Genomic DNA, 21,793 nt, shown 5'->3' with positions numbered 1-21,793 from the left:
GACACGCGTTGCGTCCGGGCAGCAGGATCGGGGCGCCGCGTCAAGGCCGCACAGGCAAGAGGGGTGACCTCCCGATGGCATATCAGGCAGGAGGGCAGCGGCCGGCACCGCGGCCCGTCCCCGAGACACCCGAGGCCCAGGCCTACCTGGAGGACTACGCCGCGTTCCTCGAGGCCGTCACCTTCCCCTCCCTGGTGGTCGACCACCGCTGGGACGTGCTGCTCACCAACAGTGCTTTCCGGTCACTTTTCCGGGAGGTCGGCCCGCATCCGACGGCCATGCCCGGCGACAACTTCCTGCGCTTCGTCCTCTTCCACCCGGACGCCGCGACCGTGCTGGGCGATCACGAGTCCAGCTGGTGCCTGCCGATGCTGGCCCACTTCGCGCAGACCACCGAGCGCTACGGCCACGATCACGGCCTGCAGGCCATCCGCCGCGACATCGCCGAGGACCCCATCATGGAGGCCGCCTACCGGCACGGCCTGCCGCACTGGCTGCGCGTCGTCGGCGAGCGCGCCGCCGAACACGACGGCGCCGTACGCCCGTTGCGGCACCCGGATCCGCGCTGGGGAGCCACCGACTGCCGTATCGTCGCCGAGACGACCGGCACCCTGAAGGACCTGGGCTGCACCCGTCTGACCCTGGTCCTGCGCGAGGCGCGCCGCGCACCGGTCAGGCCCCGCAGGCCCCGTCGTGCGGTCTCCCACCTGAGCGTGGTCCCCGCGGCGGACTGAACCGGGCCGCACCTCACCCCGTCGCTTCCGCCCTCTTCTGCCCGACTGTGCTGTGTGACATAGTACTGGCGTGAGCGAGTCGCTGACCTGCGATGTCGTGGTGGTGGGCGCCGGGATGACGGGCGCCGCCTGTGCCCTGTACGCGGCCCGAGCGGGCCTGGACGTGATCGTCGTGGACCGCGGCCCGGTCGCCGGCGGCACCACCGGCGCGGGCGAGGGGAACCTCCTCGTCTCCGACAAGGCCCCCGGACCCGAGCTCGAACTGGCCCTGCTGTCCCTGCGGTTGTGGTCCGAACTCGCCGAGGAGGCCGGCCAGGAGATCGAGTACGACCCCAAGGGCGGACTCGTCGTCGCCGGGACACCGGCCGCACTCCACGGACTCGAGCGGTTCGCGGCCGCGCAGCGCGCCGCCGGAGTACGGGCCGACCCCGTTCCCGCCGACCGGCTCGCCGCTCTCGAACCCCACCTCGCCCCCGGCCTCGCGGGCGGCGTCCACTATCCGCAGGACGCCCAGGTGATGCCCGCCCTCGCTGCCGCCCACCTGCTACGCGCCTCCGGCGCCCGCCTCCTCACCGGCCGTGAGGTGACCCGCGTCCTGTGCAGAACCGACGGCACCGTGCGCGGCGTCCGCACCGACCGGGGCGACCTGCACGCCCCCGCGGTCGTCAACGCGGCCGGCACCTGGGGCGGCGAACTGGCCGCCCGCGCCGGGGTGACGCTGCCCGTCCTGCCCCGCCGCGGCTTCGTCCTGGTCACCGAACCCCTCCCGCCCCGCATCCGGCACAAGGTGTACGCCGCCGACTACGTGGCCGACGTCGCCAGCGACTCCGCCGCACTCCAGACGTCCCCGGTGGTGGAGGGAACGGCCGCCGGACCCGTCCTGATCGGCGCCAGCCGCGAACGCGTCGGCTTCGACCGCACCCTGTCCCTGCCGGCGGTACAGGCCCTCGCGGCGGGCGCCACCCGCCTGTTCCCTTTCCTCTCCGGAGTACGTGCCCTGCGCGCCTACGCCGGCTTCCGCCCGTACCTCCCCGACCACCTGCCCGCCATCGGCCCCGACCCGCGCGCCCCCGGCCTGCTGCACGCCTGCGGCCACGAGGGGGCGGGCATCGGACTGGCCACCGGCACGGGACACCTGATCGCCCGCGCGCTCATGGGGCACGGGCCCGAGCCGGCCCTCGCTCCCTTCCGCCCCGACCGCTTTCCCGATGCGCCGCAGGAGGCCGAGGAATGAACCCCCTGGACCTGGCCGGGGCCCGTCCCGGACCCGCGTTCACCGTCACCTTCGACGGGCGGCCCCTCGACGCCCTGCCGGGCCGGACCATCGCCGCGGTGCTGTGGGACGCCGGGATCACCTCATGGCGCACCACCCGCGGCGCGGGACGACCCCGGGGCGTCTTCTGCGGCATCGGCGTGTGCTTCGACTGCCTGGTCACCGTCAACGGCCGCCCGGACCAGCGGGCCTGTCTCGTCCCGGCACGCCCCGGCGACGTGATCCGCACGCAGGAGGGGACGGGCCGTGGGCACTGACCTCGCGGTGATCGGCGCGGGACCGGCCGGACTCGCCGCGTCCCTCGCGGCGGCGGCACGCGGCGTCCGGGTCACCCTCGTCGACGCGGGCACCGAGCCGGGCGGCCAGTTCTACCGGCAGCCCTCCGCCGGACTGCGCGCCCGGCACCCCGAGGCACTGCACCACCGGTGGCGCACGTGGACGCGGCTGCGGGACGGGCTCGCCGCGAGCACCGTGCGGGTCCTCACGGACCATCATGTGTGGTGCGTGGAAAGGACCTCGGACGGCTTCGTCGTGCACGCGCTGCTCGGTCCCGAGCAGGAGCAGCCCGTCGAGGTGCACGCCACCACGCTGCTGCTGGCCACCGGTGGCTACGAGACCGTGCTGCCCTTTCCCGGCTGGACCCTCCCCGGTGTGGTCACGGCGGGCGGGGCACAGGCCCTGCTCAAGGGCGCCCTCGTCGTCCCCGGCCGCACCGCCGTCGTCGCCGGCACCGGGCCGCTGCTGCTGCCGGTCGCGACCGGACTCGCCGCCGCGGGCGTGTCCGTCGGCGCCGTGGTCGAGTCCACCGGCCTCGGACACCTGACCCGGCACGGCACGTCCCTCGCCGGCAGATTCCCCGAGGCAGCCCGATACGCCGCCCGGCTGCTGCGGCACCGGGTACCGTTCCTCGCCGGCCACACAGTCGTCCGGGCCCACGGCGACGACCGGCTGACCGGCGTGACCGTCGCCGCCCTCGACGCACACGGCCGCGTCAGGTCCCGCACCCAGCGGCACCTGCCCTGCGACACGCTCGCCGTGAGTCACGGCATGCTGCCGCACACCGACCTCGCCGAGACCCTGGGCTGCCGCCTCGACGGTCTCACCGTGGCCGTGGACGACCAGCAGCGCACGGACGTCCCCGGTGTCTGGGCGGCCGGCGAGACCACCGGCATCGGCGGCGCGCCCCTCGCCCTCGCCGAGGGGCATGTCGCCGGCCGGTCCGTCGCCGCCCACCTGCACGGCACCCCCTTCGATCCCGCACCGGCCGCCCTCGCGTCCCGCGCCCGGCAGCGGAAGGCCGCCGACGCCCTGCGCCGCGCCTACCCGCCCCCCGCCCGCTGGACCGACCAGGTCACCGACCACACCGTCGTCTGCCGCTGCGAGGAGGTCACCGCGGGCGAGATCCGCGCGGCCGTCGGGCTCGGCGCCGCCGACACGCGGAGCGTCAAGCTGCTCACCCGTGCCGGCATGGGCTGGTGCCAGGGCCGGATGTGCGGGCCCGCGGTCGCCGGGCTCACCGGATGCGAACCCAGCCCCGTCCGGCGCCCGTTCGCGCGCCCCGTGCCGCTCGGCGTCCTCGCCGCACAGCATCCCGGACCCACACCGCCCCCTTCCGAGGAAGGATCCTCATGACCGACCACGACCGCCCCTGGCGCGGCGTCCTCGTCGCCACCGCCCTCCCGCTGAACGACGACCTCTCCGTGAACCTCGACCGCTACGCCGAGCACTGCTCCTGGCTGATCGACAACGGCTGCGACGGCGTCGTACCGAACGGCTCCCTCGGCGAGTACCAGGTGCTCACCCCCGAGGAGCGGGCCCGGGTCGTCGAGACGGCGGTCGCCGCGGTCGGCGGGGAGCGGGTGATGCCCGGCGTGGCCGCCTACGGGTCCGCGGAGGCCCGGCGCTGGGCCGAGCAGGCCGCCGGGGCCGGGTGCCGCGCCGTGATGCTGCTGCCGCCCAACGCCTACCGCGCCGACGAGCGTTCGGTCCTCGCCCACTACGCCGAGGTCGCGAGGGCAGGGCTGCCCGTCGTCGCCTACAACAACCCCGTCGACACCAAGGTCGACCTCGTACCGGAGCTGCTCGCCCGGTTGCACGGCGAGGGACACATCCACGCGGTGAAGGAGTTCTCCGGAGACGTCCGCCGCGCCTACCGGATCGCCGAACTCGCCCCCGGACTGGACCTCTTGGCCGGGGCCGACGACGTCCTGCTGGAACTCGCCGTCGCGGGCGCCAGGGGCTGGGTGGCCGGCTACCCCAACGCGCTGCCCCGCTCCTGCGTGGACCTCTGGCGCGCCGCCACGAGCGGTGACCTGGAGAACGCGCTGCCGCTGTACCGGCAGCTGCATCCCCTGCTGCGCTGGGACTCACGCGTCGAGTTCGTCCAGGCGATCAAGCTGTCCATGGACGTCGCCGGCCGCTACGGCGGGCCCTGCCGTCCACCGCGTACGCCGCTGCTGCCCGAGCAGGACGCGGCCGTGCGCGCGGCCACCGAGAAGGCCCTCGCGGCCGGACTCGCGTAAGGAGAGGGCATCGTGCGCAGCACACTCGTCCTGCACGCCGTCGACTCGCACACCGAGGGCATGCCCACCCGGGTGATCACCGGCGGCGTCGGGACCGTCCCCGGCGCCACCATGAACGAGCGGCGGCTGTACTTCCGTGAACACCGGGACCACATCAAGCAGTTGCTGATGAACGAGCCGCGCGGGCACTCCGCGATGAGCGGCGCGATCCTCCAGCCGCCGACCCGGCCCGACTGCGACTGGGGCGTCGTCTTCATCGAGGTCTCCGGCTATCTGCCGATGTGCGGGCACGGCACCATCGGCGTGGCGACCGTGCTGGTGGAGACCGGCATGGTCGAGGTCAGCGAACCGGTCACCACCATCCGCCTGGACACACCCGCCGGCGTCGTCGTCGCCGAGGTGGCCGTCGAGGGCGGCGCCGCCAAGGCGGTGACCCTGCGCAACGTGCCGTCCTTCGCCGTCGGCCTCGACCGCCGGGCGACCCTGCCCGACGGCCGCACGGTGACGTACGACCTCGCCTACGGCGGCAACTTCTACGCCATCCTGCCGCTGGCCCGGTTCGGCCTGCCCTTCGACCGCTCCCGCAAGGACGACATCCTCGCCGCCGGACTGAGCCTGATGGAGGCGATCAACGCGGCCGAGGAGCCCGTCCACCCGGAGGACCCGTCCATCCGCGGCTGTCACCACGTCCACCTGTACGCCCCCGGCGCCACCGCCCGGCACTCACGCCACGCCATGGTGATCCACCCCGGCTGGTTCGACCGCTCACCGTGCGGCACCGGCACCAGCGCCCGCATGGCCCAGCTGCACGCACGCGGAGAACTTCCCCTGCACACCGAGTTCGTGAACGAGTCGTTCATCGGCACCCGCTTCACCGGCCGGCTGCTCGGCACCACCGAGGTGGCGGGCCGGCCGGCCGTGCTGCCCAGCTTCACCGGCCGCGCCTGGATCACCGGCACCGCGCAGTACCTGCTGGACCCCGAGGACCCCTTCCCGGCAGGGTTCGTGCTGTGAACCGCGACGATTTCGTCCTGCCGCGGCTGGACGGCCGGAAGCCGAGCTACCGGGAGCGTGTCGCGGACGCCCTGCGGGCCGCGCTGATCGCCGGCGAGCTGCGCCCCGGCGAGGTCCACTCGGCCCCCGGTCTGGCCGCCCGCTTCGGTGTCTCCGCCACCCCGGTGCGCGAGGCGCTGCTCGACCTCGCCAAGGAGGGCCTGGTCGACACCGTGCCCAACAAGGGGTTCCGGGTCACCGCCGTCTCCGAGCGGCAGCTCGACGAGTACACGCACATCCGCTCCCTGATCGAGACGCCGACGACGGCCCAGCTGGCCACGACCGCCGACACCGCAGCCCTGGAGGCGCTGCGCCCGGTCGCCGAGGAGATCGTCACCGCGGCCGTCGCCGGGGACCTCATCGCGTACGTCGAGGCCGATCTGCGGTTCCACCTCGGGCTGCTGGCGCTCGCCGGCAACGAGCACCTGGTCGAGGTCGTACGGGACCTCAGGCGCCGCTCGCGGCTGTACGGGCTGACCGCGCTGGCCGAGCAGGGGCGGCTCCAGGCGTCGGCCGAGGAGCACCTGGAGATACTCGACGCGCTGCTCGACCGGGACGAGGACGCCGTACGGGCCGTGATGACCCGCCATCTCGGGCACGTCCGAGGTCTCTGGGCAGCGCGTTGACAAGAATTTTGCGCAACTCCGCAAGCAGCTTGCGTTTCTTGCGCTACGCTTGCGCTCATGACACGTCGACTTGCTGTGGTGGCGAAGAAGGTCGGGGTCAGCGAGGCCACGGTCAGCCGGGTGCTCAACGGCAAACCGGGAGTCTCCGAGGCCACCCGGCAGGCGGTGCTGTCCGCGCTGGACGTGCTCGGCTACGAGCGGCCCACCCAGCTGCGCGGTGAACGCGCCCGGCTGGTCGGCCTGGTGCTGCCCGAGCTGCAGAACCCGATCTTCCCCGCCTTCGCCGAGGTCATCGGCGGCGCGCTCGCCCAGCTCGGCCTGACGCCGGTGCTGTGCACCCAGACCCGGGGCGGCGTCTCCGAGGCGGACTATGTGACGCTGCTGCTCCAGCAGCAGGTCTCCGGCGTCGTCTTCGCGGGCGGTCTCTACGCCCAGGCCGACGCGCCGCACGACCACTACCGGCAGCTCGCCGAGCGCAACATCCCGGTCGTCCTGGTCAACGCGGCGATAGAGCACCTGGGTTTCCCGGGTGTCTCCTGCGACGACGCGGTGGCCGTGGAGCAGGCGTGGCGCCATCTGGCCTCGCTCGGGCACGAGCGGATCGGGATGGTGCTGGGCCCCGGTGACCATGTGCCCTCCGCCCGCAAGCTCGCCGCCGCCCGCGCGGTCGCCGGGGAGGTGCCCGAGGAGCACGTCGCCCGCGCCATGTTCTCCATCGAGGGCGGCCACGCCGCCGCCACGCGGCTCATCGAGCGGGGCGTCACCGGCTTCATCTGCGCCAGCGACCCCCTCGCCCTCGGGGTGGTACGCGCCGCCCGGCGCAAGGGACTCGACGTCCCGTCGCAGATCTCGGTGGTCGGGTACGACGACTCGGCGCTGATGAACTGCACCGAGCCCCCGCTGACCACCGTCCGGCAGCCCATCGAGGCCATGGGCAAGGCGGTGGTGGAACTGCTGAACGCGCAGATCAACGGCAGTTCCGTGGCCGCCGAGGAGCTGCTGTTCGAACCCGAGCTGGTGGTGCGCGGGTCGACCGCGCAGGCGCCCCGGACCTGAGCGAGCGGCCGTCCGTCTCTGAGATCCACTTCTCTGTCGAATAATTTCAATCTCTACGCGACATCTTGCGAAGCGATGTCGACGGTGCTTGAGTGTGCCCCGCCCACCGCAGCTGTTCCGCGGGGTTCACTCGCTCCTGCCCAAAGGGGTTCCACCGATGAGAAGCACCGGGATCCGCCGTACCCTCGTCGCGCTAGGCGTCGGCGCCCTCACGCTCACCGCTTGCGGATCGAACGACGACGATGCCGCCGGCGGCAAGACCCGCATCACGGTCAACTGCATGCCTCCGAAGAGCGCCAAGGTCGACCGGCAGTTCTTCGAGGAGGACGTCGCCGCGTTCGAGAAGAAGAACCCGGACATCGACGTCGTCCCGCACGACGCCTTCCCCTGCCAGGACCCGAAGACGTTCGACGCCAAGCTCGCCGGCGGGCAGATGGAGGACGTCTTCTACACCTACTTCACCGACGCCAAGCACGTCGTCGACATCAGGCAGGCGGCCGATCTCACCCCGTACGTCAAGGAGTTGAAGAGCTACGAGACCATCCAGAAGCAGCTGCGGGACATCTACACCATCGACGGCAGGGTCTACGGCATCCCGCGCACCGGCTACTCCATGGGGCTGATCTACCACCGGGAGCTGTTCGAGAAGGCCGGACTCGACCCCGACCGGCCGCCCACCACCTGGGCCGAGGTCCGCGCCGCCGCCAAGAAGATCGCCGCTCTCGGCGACGGCACCGTCGGCTACGCCGACTACAGCGCCCAGAACCAGGGCGGCTGGCACTTCACCGCCGAGCTGTACTCGCAAGGAGGCGACGTCGTCAGCCCCGACGGCAAGAAGGCCGCCATCGACGGCCCCGAGGGCCGGGCCGTCCTGCAGACCCTCCACGACATGCGGTGGAAGGACAAGTCGATGGGCAGCAAGCAACTGCTCGTCATCAACGACGTCCAGCAGATGATGGGATCCGGCAAGCTCGGCATGTACCTCGCCGCCCCCGACAACATCCCGATCCTGGTGAAGGAGAAGGGCGCCGAGTACCAGGACATCGCCATCGCCCCCATGCCCGGCGGCAACGCCACCCTCATCGGCGGCGACGGCTACATGTTCAACAAGAAGGCGAGCCCGGCGCAGATCCGCGCCGGACTGAAGTGGCTCGACCACATGTTCCTCACCCCCGGCGACGGCTTCCTCGGCGACTACGCCCGCGCCGCCGAGAACGACGCCCCCGTCGGCCTGCCCGAGCCCCGCCTGTTCACCGGCGCCGCCGACGCCAGGGACCAGCAGGTCAAGAAGGCCCACGCCAATGTCCCGGTGGAGAACTACCAGGCGTTCCTCGACGGCAACGAGAACCTGGAGATGAAGATCGAGCCGCCGCACGCCCAGCAGCTCTACTCCGTCCTCGACGGTGTCGTCTCCGCCGTCCTCACCAAACAGGACGCGGACATCGACAGGCTCCTGAAGGACGCCTCCGGCAAGATCGACGGCATCCTGGCCCGGAGCTGACCGGGATGAAGACCGTCGCACGCCGCACCGTCGACGCGGTCGAGGTCCGCGCCGTCGAGGCACCGCCCCCGGCAGGGGACCGGGGGCGGCGCCGCCTCACCGGGCAACTGCGCGCCTACGGCTTCCTCCTCGGCGGCCTGGTCTGCTTCGCCCTGTTCTCCTGGTACCCGGCGATCCGCGCCATCGTGATCGCCTTCCAGAAGTACACACCGGGCTCCGAGGCCGAGTGGGTCGGCACCGCCAACTTCACCCGCGTCCTGAACGACCCCGAGTTCGGGGCGGCCTGGCGCAACACGCTCACCTTCACCCTGCTCGCCCTGCTGATCGGCTTCGCGATCCCGTTCGTGCTCGCCCTCGTCCTCAACGAACTCCGGCACGCCAGGGCGTTCTTCCGCGTGGTCGTGTATCTGCCGGTGATGATCCCGCCGGTGGTCAGCGCCCTGCTGTGGAAGTGGTTCTACGACCCGGGGGCCGGCCTCGCCAACGAGGCACTGCGCCTTCTGCACCTGCCCACCTCGAACTGGTCCAACGGCGCCGACACCGCACTGGTCTCCCTGGTCATCGTCGCCACCTGGGCCAACATGGGCGGCACCGTCCTGATCTACCTGGCCGCCCTGCAGTCCGTCCCCGGCGAGCTGTACGAGGCCGCCGAGCTCGACGGAGCGAGCCTGTGGCAGCGCATCCGGCACGTGACGATCCCGCAGACCAGGTTCGTCATCCTGATGCTGATGCTGCTTCAGATCATCGCCACCATGCAGGTGTTCACCGAGCCGTTCGTGATCACCGGAGGCGGACCGGAGAACGCCACCGTCACCGTCCTCTACCTCATCTACAAGTACGCCTTCCTCTACAACGACTTCGGCGGCGCCTGCGCGCTGAGCGTGATGCTCCTCGCCTTGCTGGGGCTGTTCTCCGCCGTCTACCTCCGCCTCACCCGCTCGTCCGAGGAGGCCGCATGAGCAGCACCCGCACCCTCGTCTCCCCGGCCGTCCTGGCCCGCCCGCGCGGCAGGGCCGTCTACTGGACCGTGTTCACCGGCGTCGTCGTGCTGTTCGCGCTCGCCTTCCTCTTCCCCGTCTACTGGATGGTCACCGGTGCCATGAAGTCACCGGACGAGGTGGCGCGCACCCCGCCCACCCTCGTCCCCGAGCAGTGGACCACCGGCGGGTACACCGACGCCTGGGAGCTGATGCAGCTGCCCACCCACCTGTGGAACACCGTGGTGCAGGCGGCCGGCGCCTGGCTGTTCCAGCTGGTGTTCTGCACCGCCGCCGCCTACGCCCTGTCCAAGCTCCGGCCCGCCTTCGGCAAGGTCGTCCTCGGCGGCATCCTCGCCACCCTGATGGTCCCGGCGCAGGCCCTCGTCGTCCCCAAGTACCTCACCGTCGCCGACCTGGGCCTGCTCAACGAACCGGCCGCCATCTGGCTGCCGGCCGTCGCCAACGCCTTCAACCTCTACCTGCTCAAGCGGTTCTTCGACCAGCTGCCCCGAGACGTGCTGGAGGCCGCCGAGATGGACGGCGCCGGCAAGCTGCGCATCCTGTGGTCGATCGTGCTGCCCATGTCCCGCCCCGTGCTCGGCGTGGTGTCGATCTTCGCCCTGGTCGCCGTGTGGCAGGACTTCCTGTGGCCGCTGATGGTGTTCTCCGACACCGGCAAACAGCCGATCAGCGTGGCGCTCGTGCAGTTGTCGCAGAACATCCAGCTGACCGTGCTCATCGCCGCCATGGTGATCGCCAGCATCCCCATGGTCGCGCTCTTCCTCGTGTTCCAGCGGCACATCATCGCCGGGATCAGCGCGGGCAGCACCAAGGGCTGACGCCCTCCCTCCCCGAACAGAAAGGCACGCACCGTGGGACAGCCCACCCCTGCCCGCAACGACGCCGACTGGTGGCGCTCCGCCGTCATCTACCAGGTGTACGTCCGCAGCTTCGCCGACGGTGACGGCGACGGCACCGGCGACCTCGCGGGAGTCCGCGCGAAACTGCCCTACCTCGCCGGACTCGGCGTGGACGCCCTGTGGTTCAACCCCTGGTATCTGTCGCCGATGAAGGACGGCGGCTACGACGTCGCCGACTACCGGGCGATCGACCCCGCGTTCGGCACCCTCGCGGAGGCGGAGAAGCTGATCGCCGAGGCCCGGGAGACCGGCATCCGCACCATCGTCGACATCGTGCCCAACCACGTCTCCGACCAGCACCCGTGGTTCCGCGCGGCGCTGGCCGGCGGCCCGGAGCGCGAGCTGTTCCACTTCCGCCCCGGACGCGGAGCGCACGGCGAACTCCCGCCCAACGACTGGACGTCCGAGTTCGGCGGCCCCGCCTGGACCCGGCTGCCCGACGGCGACTGGTACCTCCACCTGTTCGCCCCCGAACAGCCCGACCTCAACTGGGCCCACCCGGTGGTCCGCCAGGAACACGAGGACATCCTGCGGTTCTGGTTCGAGCGGGGCGTCGCCGGCGTCCGCATCGACTCCGCCGCCCTGCTGGTGAAGGACCCCCGGCTGCCCGACTTCGTCGCGGGCCGCGACCCGCACCCGTACGTCGACCGCGACGAACTGCACGACATCTACCGCGGCTGGCGGGCCGTCGCCGACGCGTACGGCGGCGTGTTCGTCGGCGAGGTGTGGCTGCCCGACACCGAACGCTTCGCCCGCTACCTGCGCCCCGACGAACTGCACAGCGCCTTCAACTTCTCCTTCATGACCTGCCCCTGGGACGCCGCCCGGCTGCGCGCCTCCATCGACGACACACTCGCCGAGCACACCCCCGTCGGCGCCCCCGCCACCTGGGTGCTGTGCAACCACGACGTCACCCGCACGGTCACCCGCTACGGCCGCGCCGACACCGGCTTCGACTTCGCCACCAAGACCTTCGGCACCCCCACCGACCTGGCCCTCGGCACCCGCCGGGCACGCGCCGCCGCCCTCCTGACGCTCGCCCTGCCCGGCTCGGTCTACCTCTACCAGGGCGAGGAACTCGGCCTGCCCGAAGTCGAGGTGGCCCCCGAGCACATCCAGGACCCGATGCACGCCCGGTCCGGGGGAGTCGACCCGGGACGCGACGGATGCCGGGTGCCGCTGCCGTGGGCCGCGGACGAACCGTACGCGGGCTTCGGCTCACGGGACACCGCGCCCTGGCTCCCGCAGCCGGACGACTGGCCGTCGTACGCCGTCGACCGCCAGCAGGACGACCCCGGCTCCATGCTCACCCTCTACCGCGAGGCCATCCGCATGCGCCCCGCCTTCGGCGACGGTCCCCTCACCTGGCTCCCCGCCCCCGACGGCGTCGTCCACTTCAGCCGCGAGGGCGGCGCGCGCTGCCTGGTGAACCTCTCAGGCACCCCCGTCGACCTGCCCGAGCACACCCGGGTACTGCTCACCAGCGGCCCGCCGGCCGCGGACGGCCGGCTGCCCGGCGACACCGCCGTCTGGCTGGTCTGATCCGGCCGGCCACCCTCACGACCCGCTATCCCCGTACCCCCACCACGAAGGGATCAGCACCATGCACAGAAGTCTCAGAAGCACCTCGGCGACCGCCACGGCCGTCGCGCTGGCCGCGGGCACGCTCGTCGCCCTCGCGCCCGCCCCGGCGCACGCCGCCGCGGGCGCCACCCTCCCCTTCACCTCCGTCGAGGCCGAGTCCGCCACCACCACCGGAACGAAGATCGGTCCCGATCACACGCAGGGCACCCACGCCGCCGAGGCGTCCGGCCGGCAGGCCGTGCGCCTGAACACCGGACAGCGCGTGGAGTTCACCGTGCCGCGCGCCGCCGACGCCGTGAACGTCGCCTACAGCGTCCCCGACGGCCAGTCCGGCGCCCTGAACGTCTACGTCAACGGCCAGAAGCTCGCCAAGACCCTGCCCGTCACCTCCAAGTACTCCTACGTCGACACCCCGTGGATCGCCGGATCCAGGACCCACCACCTCTACGCCAACGGCCGCATGCTGCTCGGGCAGCACCTCCAGGCCGGCGACAAGGTCGCCTTCGAGGCGGCGAACGTGCAGGTCACCGTGGATGTCGCCGACTTCGAGCAGGCCCCGGCGCCGGCCTCCAAACCCTCCGGTGCCGTGGCCGTCACCGACAAGGGCGCCGACCCTAGCGGCCAGGGCGACTCCACGCAGGCCTTCCGGGAGGCCATCGCCGCAGCCCGCGGCGGCACGGTGTGGATCCCGCCGGGGGAGTACCGGATCACCTCCTCCCTGAACGGCGTCCAGGACGTCACGATCCGCGGCGCCGGCCACTGGCACTCGGTCGTGCGCACGTCCCGGTTCATCGACCAGCCGAGCTCCTCGGGCAACGTCCACATCAAGGACTTCGCGGTCATCGGCGAGGTCACCGAGCGCGTCGACTCCAGCCCCGACAACTTCGTCAACGGCTCGCTCGGACCGAACAGCTCGGTCTCCGGCATGTGGCTGCAACACCTCAAGGTCGGCCTCTGGCTGACCGGCAACAACGACAACCTCGTCGTGGAGAACAACCGCATCCTCGACACCACCGCCGACGGCCTCAACCTCAACGGCAACGCCCGCGGGGTGAAGGTCCGCAACAACTTCCTGCGCAACCAGGGCGACGACGCCCTCGCCATGTGGTCCCTGCACGCTCCCGACACCGACAGCAGCTTCGAGAACAACACCATCAGCCAGCCGAACCTCGCCAACGGCATCGCCGTCTACGGCGGCACCGACATCACGGTCAGGAACAACCTGATCTCCGACACCAACGCCCTCGGCAGCGGCATCGCGATCTCCAACCAGAAGTTCCTCGACCCCTTCCACCCGCTCGCCGGCACGATCACCGTCGACGGCAACACCCTCGTGCGCACCGGCGCGATGAACCCCAACTGGAACCACCCCATGGGCGCGCTGCGCGTCGACTCCTACGACAGCGCCATCGAGGCCCAGGTCAGGATCACCGACACGACCATCACCGACAGCCCGTACAGCGCCTTCGAGTTCGTCTCCGGCAGCGGGCGCGGCCACGCGGCGAAGAACATCACCGTCGACGGGGCGACCGTGCGCGGCACCGGCACCGTCGTCGTCCAGGCCGAGACCCAGGGCGCCGCCACCTTCCGCAACGTGACCGCGACCGGCGTGGGCGCCGCCGGGGTCTACAACTGCCCCTACCCGGCCGGCTCGGGCACCTTCACCCTCACCGACGGCGGCGGCAACTCCGGCTGGGACAGCACGTGGCCGGACTGCTCCACCTGGCCCGAGCCCGGCCAGGGCAACCCCGGCCCCGACCCGGACCGCAACCTCGCCCAGGGCCGTCCCGCCACCGCCACCGGCTCCCAGGACGTCTACACGCCCGGCAAGGCGGTCGACGGCGACCCGAACACCTACTGGGAGTCGACCAACCACGCCTTCCCGCAGTCCCTCACCGTCGACCTCGGCTCCGCGCAGCCCGTACGCCGTCTGGTGCTGAAGCTGCCCCCGCAGCCCGCGTGGCAGGCCCGCACCCAGACCCTGTCTGTGCAGGGCAGCAGGGACGGCTCGGCGTACTCGACGGTCGTCGCGTCGAAGGAGTACCGCTTCGACCCGGCCACCGGAAACACGGTGACCATCCCCGTCGACGCCGACCTGCGGTACCTGCGCCTGCACGTCACCGGCAACACCGGCTGGCCGGCGGGCCAGTTCAGCGAAGTGGAGGCATATCTGTCCTGACCGGCCGACCGTCCTCCTGACCGAGTCCGTTGCCGGCCTGCGCGTCACAGGTCCAGCACGAGCCGCCGCCCACGGCACCGGGACACACAGATGAGCATCGTCTCCCCGGCGGCCCGCTCCTGCTCGGTGAGGACACAGTCGCGGTGGTCGGGGGTGCCCTCCAGCACGTCGGTCTCACAGGTGCCGCAGCTGCCCTCGGTGCAGGAGTAGAGCACCTCGACTCCCGCCGCGCGCACCGCGTCGAGCACGGAGACGTCCGGTGCGACGGTGAGCGTCCGGCCACTGCGGGCGAGAACCACCTCGAACTCGGCGCCGGACGCGGCGGGCTGCTCGGCGGGCCGGAAGCGCTCCACCCGCAGTATCTCCGCCGGGCACCGCTCCTGCATCGCGTCGAGGAGTGACCCGGGTCCGCAGCAGTAGACGAGCGTGCCGTCGGAGAGGCCGTCCAGTGCCGCGGCCAGGTCCAGCTGTCCCGTCTCGTCCTCGGGGGCGAGGGTGACCCGGTTGCCGTAGCGGGCAGCCAGCTCCCCCGTGAACGCCATCGACCGGCGCGTGCGCCCGCCGTAGAGCAGTGACCAGTCGGCGCCCGCCGCCTCGGCCGCGGCCAGCATCGGCAGGATCGGGGTGATGCCGATGCCGCCGGCCACGAAGCGGTAGCGGGCGGCGGGCTCCAGCCGGAACCGGTTGCGCGGCCCGCGTACCCGCACCTTGTCGCCGGTCCTCACCTGCTCGTGCACATGAGCCGATCCTCCAGCAGCCTTCGGCCGTGGGGACCCCCGCCGCCCGGCGGGCTCCCGCAGCACGGCGATCCGCCACGCCCGCCGGTCGGCGGGGTTCCCGCACAGCGAGTACTGCCGCTCCAGACCCGGCCCCAGCAGGAGGTCGATGTGCGCGCCCGGCTCCCACCCGGGGAGCGCCTCGCCCAGCGGGTGGCGCAGGGTGAGCGCGAGTACCCCTTCGGCGGCGAACTCCCGCCGTTCCACGACGAGTTCGCTCTCATAGGTCATCGGCCCGCTCCCTGCGGCTCGTGCCCCCGCGGGTGGGCGAGCATCCACTCCCACATCTCCACGGGGTCCTGGGCGGTGTGCTCGCGGCCGCAGTGACAGGTGCCGTGCAGCAGATCGGTGCCCGGCAGCCAGTCGATGCGGTAGATCTCGCCGCTGCGTCCGGTCATCGGACCTGCTCCACGGGCTTGTCGCCCTCCTCCACCAACCGGGCGAGGATCCGGCGCGCGGCCAGGCCGCCGGTGTCGATGTTGATGCTGAGCTCCTGGTAGCCCGTCCGTTCGGTGCCGAGTGTCCTCTGGAGCAGGTTCAGCGCGGTCACGTCCTGCATCACCACCGTGTGGTTGCTGGCCCGCAGGAACTCGGTGACCTCGGCGTCGTCCGTGGCCCAGTCGCGGGAGACCGCCCAGAAGTCGTACACCTTGCCGTCCGCCGACGGGGTGATCGCATAGGTGATCTCGGTGTGGAAGCCGCCCGGGTCCGTGCCGTCCGGCTCGGGCAGCACGCCCACGGGGGCGATCCTGCTGTGCAGGACATACAGACAGGGGGCGTGGTACTCGATGTCCTGCCAGCGGGTGATGCGCCCCTCGATGCCGGTCGAACGGGCGTAGAAGGGCGGGCACTCGGCGTCGTCCATGTGCCGGCTCACCCGCACGATGCCGGCGCCCTCGTCGACCTCGGTGGTGATCGGTGTCTCGGCGACCTCGGGGGTGCCGATGTACCCGCCGTGCAGATACGTCTCGTGGGACAGGTCGAGGAGGTTGTCGACCAGCAGCCCGTAGTCGCAGTCGATGGGCTCCATGCCGCGCACGGTCACCCAGCCCGGCGCGTCGAGGTGCCGGGCGCGCGGAAGGGTCGCAGGGTCGGCGAGCGCCGGGTCGCCGATCCACACCCACACCAGCGAGTCCTGCTCCATCACGGGGTAGGAGGTGACCCGCGCGGTCCTGGGCACGCGTTTCTGGCCCGGCACGTACACGCACGTGCCCCTGGTGTCGTACGTGAACCCGTGGTAGCCGCACACGATCCGGTCCCCGTCCAGCCGGGTCGGGGCCTCGGAGAGCGGATAACGCCGGTGCACGCAGCGGTCCTTGAGCACGACCGGCCTGCCGTCCTCCTCGGTCCGGTACAGCACGAGCGGCTCACCGAGCACGGTCCGGCCGAGCAACTCCCGGCCCACCTCGTGACTGTAGGCGGCGACGTACCACTGGTTCCTGGCGAAAGCGGTCATATGAGGCATGGGCGTCCCTGTCCCTCTCGGCGGGGCGTCCCCGCCCCGCGTGCCGTGCCGTCGTCGCCTCCAGGCTGGTGACGCACGCCACAACCGGGCAAGGCCGCTTCCGTCTGACGGAGCCCGGCCGGTCTCCGCCGGAGTGCCCCCGGCCGCCGCGACCGGCCTCCCGTACCGGCGAGCTTCACCCCGGCGCCATCGCACCCTTCCCCGATGTTCGGTTCCCCTGGAACACTCCTTCCGCGCGCACCGCACCAGCCCCGGCCGGCCCACCCCCCTCACGGCGAGAGGTCACTCATCCATGTCCGAAGTCAACCGGCGACGTTTTCTCCAACTCGCGGGCGCCACAACGGCGTTCAGCGCGCTGTCGGCCAGCATCGAGCGGGCCGCCGCGCTGCCGGCCGCGCGCCGCACCGGTTCCCTCGAGGACGTCGAGCACATCGTCGTGCTGATGCAGGAGAACCGTTCCTTCGACCACTACTTCGGCCGGCTCAAGGGTGTCCGCGGATTCGGCGACCCGCACCCCGTGACCCTGGCGGGCGGCAGGTCGGTGTGGCACCAGACCGACGGCACCAAGGAGGTGCTGCCGTTCCACCCGGACGCCGACGACCTCGGCATGCAGTTCCTCGAAGGGCTCCCGCACGGCTGGCCCGACGGCCAGGCCGCCTACAACAACGGCAAGTACGACAAGTGGCTGCCCGCCAAGGGCACCACCACCATGGCGTACCTCGACCGTGAGGACATCCCCTTCCACTACGCCCTCGCCGACGCCTTCACCGTCTGCGACGCCTACCACTGCTCGTTCATCGGCTCCACCGACCCCAACCGCTACTACATGTGGTCGGGCCACACCGGCAACGACGGCAAGGGCGGCGGCCCGGTCCTCGGCAACGACGAGCTCGGCTACGACTGGACGACCTACCCCGAGCGGCTGGAGCAGGCCGGGATCTCCTGGAAGATCTACCAGGACATCGGCGACGGACTGGACGCGGCCGGTCACTGGGGCTGGATCGAGGACGCCTACCGCGGCAACTACGGCGACAACTCGCTGCTGTACTTCAACAAGTACCGCAACGCCAAGCCCGGTGACCCGCTGCACGACAAGGCCCGCACCGGCACCGACGTGAAGAACGGCGACGGCTACTTCGACCGGCTGCGCGCGGACGTCAAGGCCGGCCGGCTGCCGCAGGTCTCCTGGATCGCGGCCCCCGAGGCCTTCTCCGAGCACTCCAACTGGCCGTCGAACTACGGCGCCTGGTACATAGCCCAGGTGCTGGACGCGCTGACCTCCAACCCCCAGGTGTGGGCGAAGACCGCGCTGTTCATCACCTACGACGAGAACGACGGCTTCTTCGACCACGTCGTGCCGCCGCTGCCGCCGAAGTCCGCCGCGCAGGGCCGCTCGACGGTCGACGTCTCCCTGGACGTCTTCCAGGGCAGCGCCACACACCGCGAGGGCTTCTACGGGCTCGGCCCGCGCGTGCCGATGCTGGTCGTCTCGCCCTGGAGCAAGGGCGGTTACGTCTGCTCGGAGACCTTCGACCACACCTCGATCGTCCGGTTCATGGAACGGCGTTTCGGTGTGGAGGAGCCGAACATCTCGCCGTGGCGCCGCGCCATCTGCGGCGACCTGACGTCGGCCTTCGACTTCTCCCGCACGGACAGCCGCCCGGCCGCGCTGCCGGACACCGACGCCTACGAGCCGCCGGACCGCGAACGCCACCCCGACTACCGTCCGACGCCCCCGGCCGACCCGAGCCTGCCCCGGCAGGAACGGGGCCTGCGCCCGGCGCGTCCGCTGAAGTACGCCCCTGCGGTGGACGGTTCGGTGGACCCGGAGGACGGAACGTTCACGCTGGCCTTCGCCTCCGGCGCCAAGGCGGGCGCCGCCTTCCTCGTCACGTCCGGCAATCGCACCGACGGCCCCTGGACCTACACGACCGAGGCGGGCAAGACCCTCACCGACACGTGGAACTCGGTGTACTCGGGCGGCTCCTACGACCTGACCGTGCACGGCCCGAACGGCTTCCTGCGCGTCTTCAAGGGCTCCAACAGGACCGCGGGCTGCGAGGTCACCGCCCGCCACACCGGCGACGACATCCGCCTGACGTTCACCAACCAGGGCACGGGCACGGCCCGCCTGCGCCTGACCAACGCCTACGGCGGGAGGACCAGCACGGTCACCGTCCGCCCCGGCAGCACCGTCCACCGCACGATCGACCTGCGCGCGAGCCGCCGCTGGTACGACCTGACGGTGACGTCAGCGGCGGACGCCGCGTTCCACCGCCGGTTCGTGGGTCACGTGGAGAACGGCCGGCCCGGGGTGAGCGACCCGGCGATCATCACGGACTGACGGCACGTGCCGCGGTCAGGGGGCGGTTCGGCCTCCTGACCGCGGAACATCCCTCGCGTCGGCGCCCGGCGCGCCGCAAGGCCGGTGCGTCACAGGGCGAGTGCGCCGCGGGGCGGGTGCGTCACAGGGCCGCGGCGTGTTCCGCGGCGGGCCGGCGCGGTGGCAGGGCCGGGGCGGGCGGTGCCGGATCGGTGCCGTCGGCGGTGTGGTCGTGGCCGGCGCCGGCCGGTTGGTCCGCCGGGGTGTGCGCCGGTGGGGCGGCTGTCGACCGGGTCAGGAGCAGCACCCCCCACGCCGCGAGGCCCGCACCGGTCAGGGCCGACAGGACGCCCAGAGGGCCACCCCGGAGATGTTCGCCGAGCAGAGTGAGGCCGATCGCCGCGGCGGCCACCGGGTTGGCCAGCGTCACCACCGCGAGTGGGGCGCCGAGCCCGCCCCGGTACGCCGTCTGGGACAGCAGCAGCCCGCCCGTCGCGAAGGCGGCGACGAGCACGACCACCCCGATCACCTGCACGCTCAGCAGCGGACCCGACCGGTCCGTCACGGCGACCGTCACGGTCTGGGTGAGCGCCGACGCCACCCCGGACGCGACCCCCGAGGCGGTGGCGTGCCGCAGACCGGGCCGCGACCCCGGCCACGCCAGCATGCCGATGAGTGCCGCCGTACCGCCCGCGACCGCGAGCGCCTCGGGCACGCTCAGCAACTCGTCCGGCGCCGGGCCGGACGCCGTGACCAGCACGGCCGCCAGACCGGCCAGCGTGGCCACCGTCCCGCGCCACTCGCCCGCGCTCACCGCGCGCCCCGCGATGCGCGCACCCAGCGGCACGGCTGCGACCAGCGTCAGCGCTCCGAGGGGCTGCACCACCGTCAGCGGTCCGTACGTGAGCGCCACGACGTGCAGCAGGGCGGCCGAGGCGTTCAGCGCGACCGCCGCCCACCAGGCGCCGCGCCGCAGCAGCCGCAGCACACCGGTGCCGGAGCTTCGCGAGGCGAGCCGTTCCTGCGCGACCGCGGCGGCGGCGTAGGCGACGGCGGACATCAGGGACAGCAGGACGGCCACGAGCACGGCGCTCATCGCCCGGCCTCCACCAGTTCCCTGCCGCTCGCCACAGCGCTCCCGGCCGGTTCGCGTGCGCTTCCGACCACACCGTCGGTCCCGACGCCGCCGCCGGTCCCGGCAGCCACACCACCGGTCCCGACCCCGACGTCGGACTCGTCCGTGGCTCGGCCCTCGGACGCAGCCCGGACCCTCTCCCGGCCCAGCGGCCGGTTCACCGCGAGCGCGAGTCCGAGCAGAGCTCCCGCCACCAGCGCGTCCAGCCAGTAATGGTTCGCCGTGCCCACGATCACCAGCAGCGTGAACAGCGGATGCAGCAGCCACAGCCATCGCAGGCGCGAGCGGCCGGCCACGATCAGGCCGATCGCCACCATCAGCGCCCACCCGAAGTGCAGGGAGGGCATCGCCGCGAACTGGTTCGACAACTGGTCGGTGTGGGGCGGACCGTAGACGGACGGCCCGTACACCCGGCCGGTGTCCACCAGCCCCGTGGCCGCCAGCATCCGCGGCGGCGCGAGCGGGAACGCCAGATGCAGCACCAGCGCGGCGCCGGTGACCCCGGCCAGCACCCGGCGCGCCCCCACGTAGTGGGCCGGGCGCCGCAGATACAGCCAGACCAGGAAGGCGGCCGTGGCCGGGAAGTGGACGGCGGCGTAGTAGGTGTTCGCCAGCTGCGCCAGACCCTCCCCGTGCAGCAGCACGGACTGGACCGTGCCCTCGCCCGGCAGCCCGAGCGCACGTTCCAGGTCCCATACGTCATGACCGTTGCGATACGCCTGAGCCGTGTGGCCCGTCGCCAGGTGCCGGCCGAGCTTGTAGACGAGGAACAGCCCTGCCACCAGCAGCAGCTCACGCAGAAGTGGCGGGCGCGAAGATGCGCCGGACCCTGCCGGTTCAGGCTCCTCGCGGGTCTTCATCCCCGGCCCCCTCGTCCCAGATCGTGCCGTTCTCTCATCGATACGCGAGCGTACCGATACGCCAGTGTACCGATACGCTCCCGTACCGGTACACTGGCGTATCGATGGACATGCGCCACACTGGAGTCCGAGCGATCAGGGCAAGGAGCTGAGCCGATGACGTCGCAGGCCGCGGACCGACCGGAGCCGGTCGGCACCTCGCGCCGCTCCAAGATCACGCCCGAGCGTGAGCGGGAGTTCTTCGACGCCGTGCTGGACCAGATCCGCGAGTGCGGCTACGACGCGGTCACCATGGAGAAGGTCGCCGCCAGCACGCGGTGCAGCAAGTCCACGCTCTACCGTCAGTGGCGGACGAAACCCCGGTTCGTCGCCGCCGCCCTGCGCTCCAACCGGCAGGCCCGGTTCACCGGTATCGACTCCGGCACGCTCGCGGGCGATCTGCGTGAGGCGGCGCGTCGCGCGGGGGAGTGGTCGGCGAAGGACTCCACGCTGCTCCAGGCGCTGGGGCACGCGGTCACCCAGGACCGGGAACTGGCCCAGGCGCTGCGCGAGGCGCTGGTCGACCCGGAGATCGCCGCGCTGGAGGAGATCCTCCGGCGCGGGGTCGAGCGCGGGGAGGTCGCCGCGGACAACCCCGCGCTGCCCTACGTACCGGCGCAGATCTTCGGCGTCCTGCGCGCCCGGCCCGTGCTGGAGGGTGAGAACGCCGACCCGGACTATCTGCTCCGGTTCGTCGAGGCCGCCGTACTGCCGGCCCTCGGCCTCCCCTGAGACCCGGGCCGCCGTCCACGGGATGACCGGACGGC

The 21,793-nt window shown here is 72.1% G+C and carries 20 protein-coding genes; 15 read left to right on the top strand and 5 right to left on the bottom strand.

What is annotated here, in order from left to right:
* The first annotated feature begins 74 nt into the window (after positions 1 to 74).
* The 13 genes from AB0412_RS13275 (at position 75) to AB0412_RS13215 (ending at position 14,428) form a co-directional block, all read left to right on the top strand.
* On the top strand, positions 75 to 734 hold the full coding sequence (locus tag AB0412_RS13275) for a hypothetical protein (protein WP_366402652.1): 660 nt from the start codon (positions 75 to 77) through the stop codon (positions 732 to 734).
* 70 nt (positions 735 to 804) lie between these two features.
* Complete coding sequence (locus tag AB0412_RS13270; protein ID WP_366402651.1) at positions 805 to 1,968, top strand: FAD-binding oxidoreductase; 1,164 nt, start codon at positions 805 to 807, stop codon at positions 1,966 to 1,968.
* A complete protein-coding gene (locus AB0412_RS13265; protein WP_366402650.1) occupies positions 1,965 to 2,264 on the top strand; it encodes a (2Fe-2S)-binding protein in 300 nt (99 codons plus the stop codon). The genes AB0412_RS13270 and AB0412_RS13265 overlap by 4 nt, the downstream gene beginning before the upstream one ends.
* Positions 2,254 to 3,639 carry an FAD-dependent oxidoreductase gene (locus AB0412_RS13260; RefSeq protein WP_366402649.1) on the top strand — a complete coding sequence of 462 codons (1,386 nt, stop codon included), beginning with the start codon at positions 2,254 to 2,256 and terminating at the stop codon, positions 3,637 to 3,639. Before AB0412_RS13265 ends, AB0412_RS13260 begins: the two co-directional genes overlap by 11 nt.
* On the top strand, positions 3,636 to 4,529 hold the full coding sequence (locus AB0412_RS13255; RefSeq protein WP_366402648.1) for a dihydrodipicolinate synthase family protein: 894 nt from the start codon (positions 3,636 to 3,638) through the stop codon (positions 4,527 to 4,529). Before AB0412_RS13260 ends, AB0412_RS13255 begins: the two co-directional genes overlap by 4 nt.
* A gap of 12 nt (positions 4,530 to 4,541) precedes the next feature.
* Positions 4,542 to 5,543, top strand: coding sequence for a proline racemase family protein (locus tag AB0412_RS13250; RefSeq protein WP_366402647.1), 1,002 nt, complete (start codon positions 4,542 to 4,544; stop codon positions 5,541 to 5,543).
* The gene (locus AB0412_RS13245) at positions 5,540 to 6,208 is read left to right on the top strand and encodes a GntR family transcriptional regulator (protein WP_366402646.1); all 669 of its coding nucleotides are present in this window, start codon (positions 5,540 to 5,542) and stop codon (positions 6,206 to 6,208) included. The genes AB0412_RS13250 and AB0412_RS13245 overlap by 4 nt, the downstream gene beginning before the upstream one ends.
* Positions 6,209 to 6,265: 57 nt before the next feature.
* Complete coding sequence (locus tag AB0412_RS13240) at positions 6,266 to 7,264, top strand: LacI family DNA-binding transcriptional regulator (RefSeq protein ID WP_366402645.1); 999 nt, start codon at positions 6,266 to 6,268, stop codon at positions 7,262 to 7,264.
* A 157-nt stretch (positions 7,265 to 7,421) separates the two neighbouring features.
* Positions 7,422 to 8,765 (top strand): extracellular solute-binding protein, encoded by a 1,344-nt coding sequence (locus tag AB0412_RS13235; protein WP_366402644.1) that lies wholly within the window; start codon positions 7,422 to 7,424, stop codon positions 8,763 to 8,765.
* Between the two features lie 5 nt (positions 8,766 to 8,770).
* On the top strand, positions 8,771 to 9,724 hold the full coding sequence (locus tag AB0412_RS13230; protein ID WP_366402643.1) for a sugar ABC transporter permease: 954 nt from the start codon (positions 8,771 to 8,773) through the stop codon (positions 9,722 to 9,724).
* The gene (locus tag AB0412_RS13225) at positions 9,721 to 10,584 is read left to right on the top strand and encodes a carbohydrate ABC transporter permease (RefSeq protein WP_366402642.1); all 864 of its coding nucleotides are present in this window, start codon (positions 9,721 to 9,723) and stop codon (positions 10,582 to 10,584) included. The genes AB0412_RS13230 and AB0412_RS13225 overlap by 4 nt, the downstream gene beginning before the upstream one ends.
* Positions 10,585 to 10,617: 33 nt before the next feature.
* On the top strand, positions 10,618 to 12,207 hold the full coding sequence (locus tag AB0412_RS13220; protein WP_366402641.1) for a glycoside hydrolase family 13 protein: 1,590 nt from the start codon (positions 10,618 to 10,620) through the stop codon (positions 12,205 to 12,207).
* 61 nt (positions 12,208 to 12,268) lie between these two features.
* Complete coding sequence (locus tag AB0412_RS13215; RefSeq protein WP_366402640.1) at positions 12,269 to 14,428, top strand: discoidin domain-containing protein; 2,160 nt, start codon at positions 12,269 to 12,271, stop codon at positions 14,426 to 14,428.
* Between the two features lie 44 nt (positions 14,429 to 14,472).
* On the opposite strand, the gene AB0412_RS13210 is transcribed toward AB0412_RS13215, so the two are convergent.
* The 3 genes from AB0412_RS13210 to AB0412_RS13200 are packed head-to-tail and all read right to left on the bottom strand — an operon-like array spanning position 14,473 to position 16,669.
* A complete protein-coding gene (locus AB0412_RS13210; RefSeq protein ID WP_366402639.1) occupies positions 14,473 to 15,435 on the bottom strand; it encodes a PDR/VanB family oxidoreductase in 963 nt (320 codons plus the stop codon).
* Positions 15,432 to 15,602: a hypothetical protein gene (locus AB0412_RS13205; protein ID WP_366402638.1), complete on the bottom strand. Its 171-nt coding sequence runs from the start codon at positions 15,600 to 15,602 to the stop codon at positions 15,432 to 15,434. Before AB0412_RS13205 ends, AB0412_RS13210 begins: the two co-directional genes overlap by 4 nt.
* Positions 15,599 to 16,669, bottom strand: coding sequence for an aromatic ring-hydroxylating dioxygenase subunit alpha (locus AB0412_RS13200; protein WP_366402637.1), 1,071 nt, complete (start codon positions 16,667 to 16,669; stop codon positions 15,599 to 15,601). The genes AB0412_RS13205 and AB0412_RS13200 overlap by 4 nt, the downstream gene beginning before the upstream one ends.
* Before the next feature lie 292 nt (positions 16,670 to 16,961).
* Here AB0412_RS13200 and AB0412_RS13195 point away from each other — a divergent pair, with 292 nt between their 5' ends.
* The gene (locus tag AB0412_RS13195) at positions 16,962 to 19,013 is read left to right on the top strand and encodes a phosphocholine-specific phospholipase C (protein ID WP_366402636.1); all 2,052 of its coding nucleotides are present in this window, start codon (positions 16,962 to 16,964) and stop codon (positions 19,011 to 19,013) included.
* Positions 19,014 to 19,134: 121 nt separating this feature from the next.
* On the opposite strand, the gene AB0412_RS13190 is transcribed toward AB0412_RS13195, so the two are convergent.
* Both AB0412_RS13190 and AB0412_RS13185 read right to left on the bottom strand, forming a co-directional pair.
* Positions 19,135 to 20,088, bottom strand: a complete 954-nt coding sequence (locus AB0412_RS13190) for a hypothetical protein (RefSeq protein ID WP_366402635.1) — start codon at positions 20,086 to 20,088, stop codon at positions 19,135 to 19,137.
* Complete coding sequence (locus AB0412_RS13185; RefSeq protein WP_366402634.1) at positions 20,085 to 20,987, bottom strand: phosphatase PAP2 family protein; 903 nt, start codon at positions 20,985 to 20,987, stop codon at positions 20,085 to 20,087. Before AB0412_RS13185 ends, AB0412_RS13190 begins: the two co-directional genes overlap by 4 nt.
* A gap of 156 nt (positions 20,988 to 21,143) precedes the next feature.
* Between AB0412_RS13185 and AB0412_RS13180 the strand changes: the two genes are divergently transcribed.
* Complete coding sequence (locus AB0412_RS13180) at positions 21,144 to 21,758, top strand: TetR/AcrR family transcriptional regulator C-terminal ligand-binding domain-containing protein (protein WP_366402633.1); 615 nt, start codon at positions 21,144 to 21,146, stop codon at positions 21,756 to 21,758.
* Positions 21,759 to 21,793: the final 35 nt, after the last annotated feature.

The sequence above is a fragment of the Streptomyces sp. NPDC052012 genome, assembly GCF_040689265.1.
Classification (GTDB): Bacteria; Actinomycetota; Actinomycetes; order Streptomycetales; family Streptomycetaceae; genus Streptomyces.
Note: the sequence above shows the minus strand (reverse complement) of the source record. Positions and strands in the feature narration are given on the sequence as shown.

Coding starts and splice junctions, on each gene's coding strand:
- AB0412_RS13275 (WP_366402652.1), top strand. CDS start 75: ATGGCATATCAGGCAGGAGGGCAGCGGCCGGCACCGCGGCCCGTCCCC.
- AB0412_RS13265 (WP_366402650.1), top strand. CDS start 1,965: ATGAACCCCCTGGACCTGGCCGGGGCCCGTCCCGGACCCGCGTTCACC.
- AB0412_RS13255 (WP_366402648.1), top strand. CDS start 3,636: ATGACCGACCACGACCGCCCCTGGCGCGGCGTCCTCGTCGCCACCGCC.
- AB0412_RS13240 (WP_366402645.1), top strand. CDS start 6,266: ATGACACGTCGACTTGCTGTGGTGGCGAAGAAGGTCGGGGTCAGCGAG.
- AB0412_RS13235 (WP_366402644.1), top strand. CDS start 7,422: ATGAGAAGCACCGGGATCCGCCGTACCCTCGTCGCGCTAGGCGTCGGC.
- AB0412_RS13230 (WP_366402643.1), top strand. CDS start 8,771: ATGAAGACCGTCGCACGCCGCACCGTCGACGCGGTCGAGGTCCGCGCC.
- AB0412_RS13225 (WP_366402642.1), top strand. CDS start 9,721: ATGAGCAGCACCCGCACCCTCGTCTCCCCGGCCGTCCTGGCCCGCCCG.
- AB0412_RS13215 (WP_366402640.1), top strand. CDS start 12,269: ATGCACAGAAGTCTCAGAAGCACCTCGGCGACCGCCACGGCCGTCGCG.
- AB0412_RS13210 (WP_366402639.1), bottom strand. CDS start 15,435: ATGACCTATGAGAGCGAACTCGTCGTGGAACGGCGGGAGTTCGCCGCC.
- AB0412_RS13205 (WP_366402638.1), bottom strand. CDS start 15,602: ATGACCGGACGCAGCGGCGAGATCTACCGCATCGACTGGCTGCCGGGC.
- AB0412_RS13200 (WP_366402637.1), bottom strand. CDS start 16,669: ATGCCTCATATGACCGCTTTCGCCAGGAACCAGTGGTACGTCGCCGCC.
- AB0412_RS13195 (WP_366402636.1), top strand. CDS start 16,962: ATGTCCGAAGTCAACCGGCGACGTTTTCTCCAACTCGCGGGCGCCACA.
- AB0412_RS13190 (WP_366402635.1), bottom strand. CDS start 20,088: ATGAGCGCCGTGCTCGTGGCCGTCCTGCTGTCCCTGATGTCCGCCGTC.
- AB0412_RS13185 (WP_366402634.1), bottom strand. CDS start 20,987: ATGAAGACCCGCGAGGAGCCTGAACCGGCAGGGTCCGGCGCATCTTCG.
- AB0412_RS13180 (WP_366402633.1), top strand. CDS start 21,144: ATGACGTCGCAGGCCGCGGACCGACCGGAGCCGGTCGGCACCTCGCGC.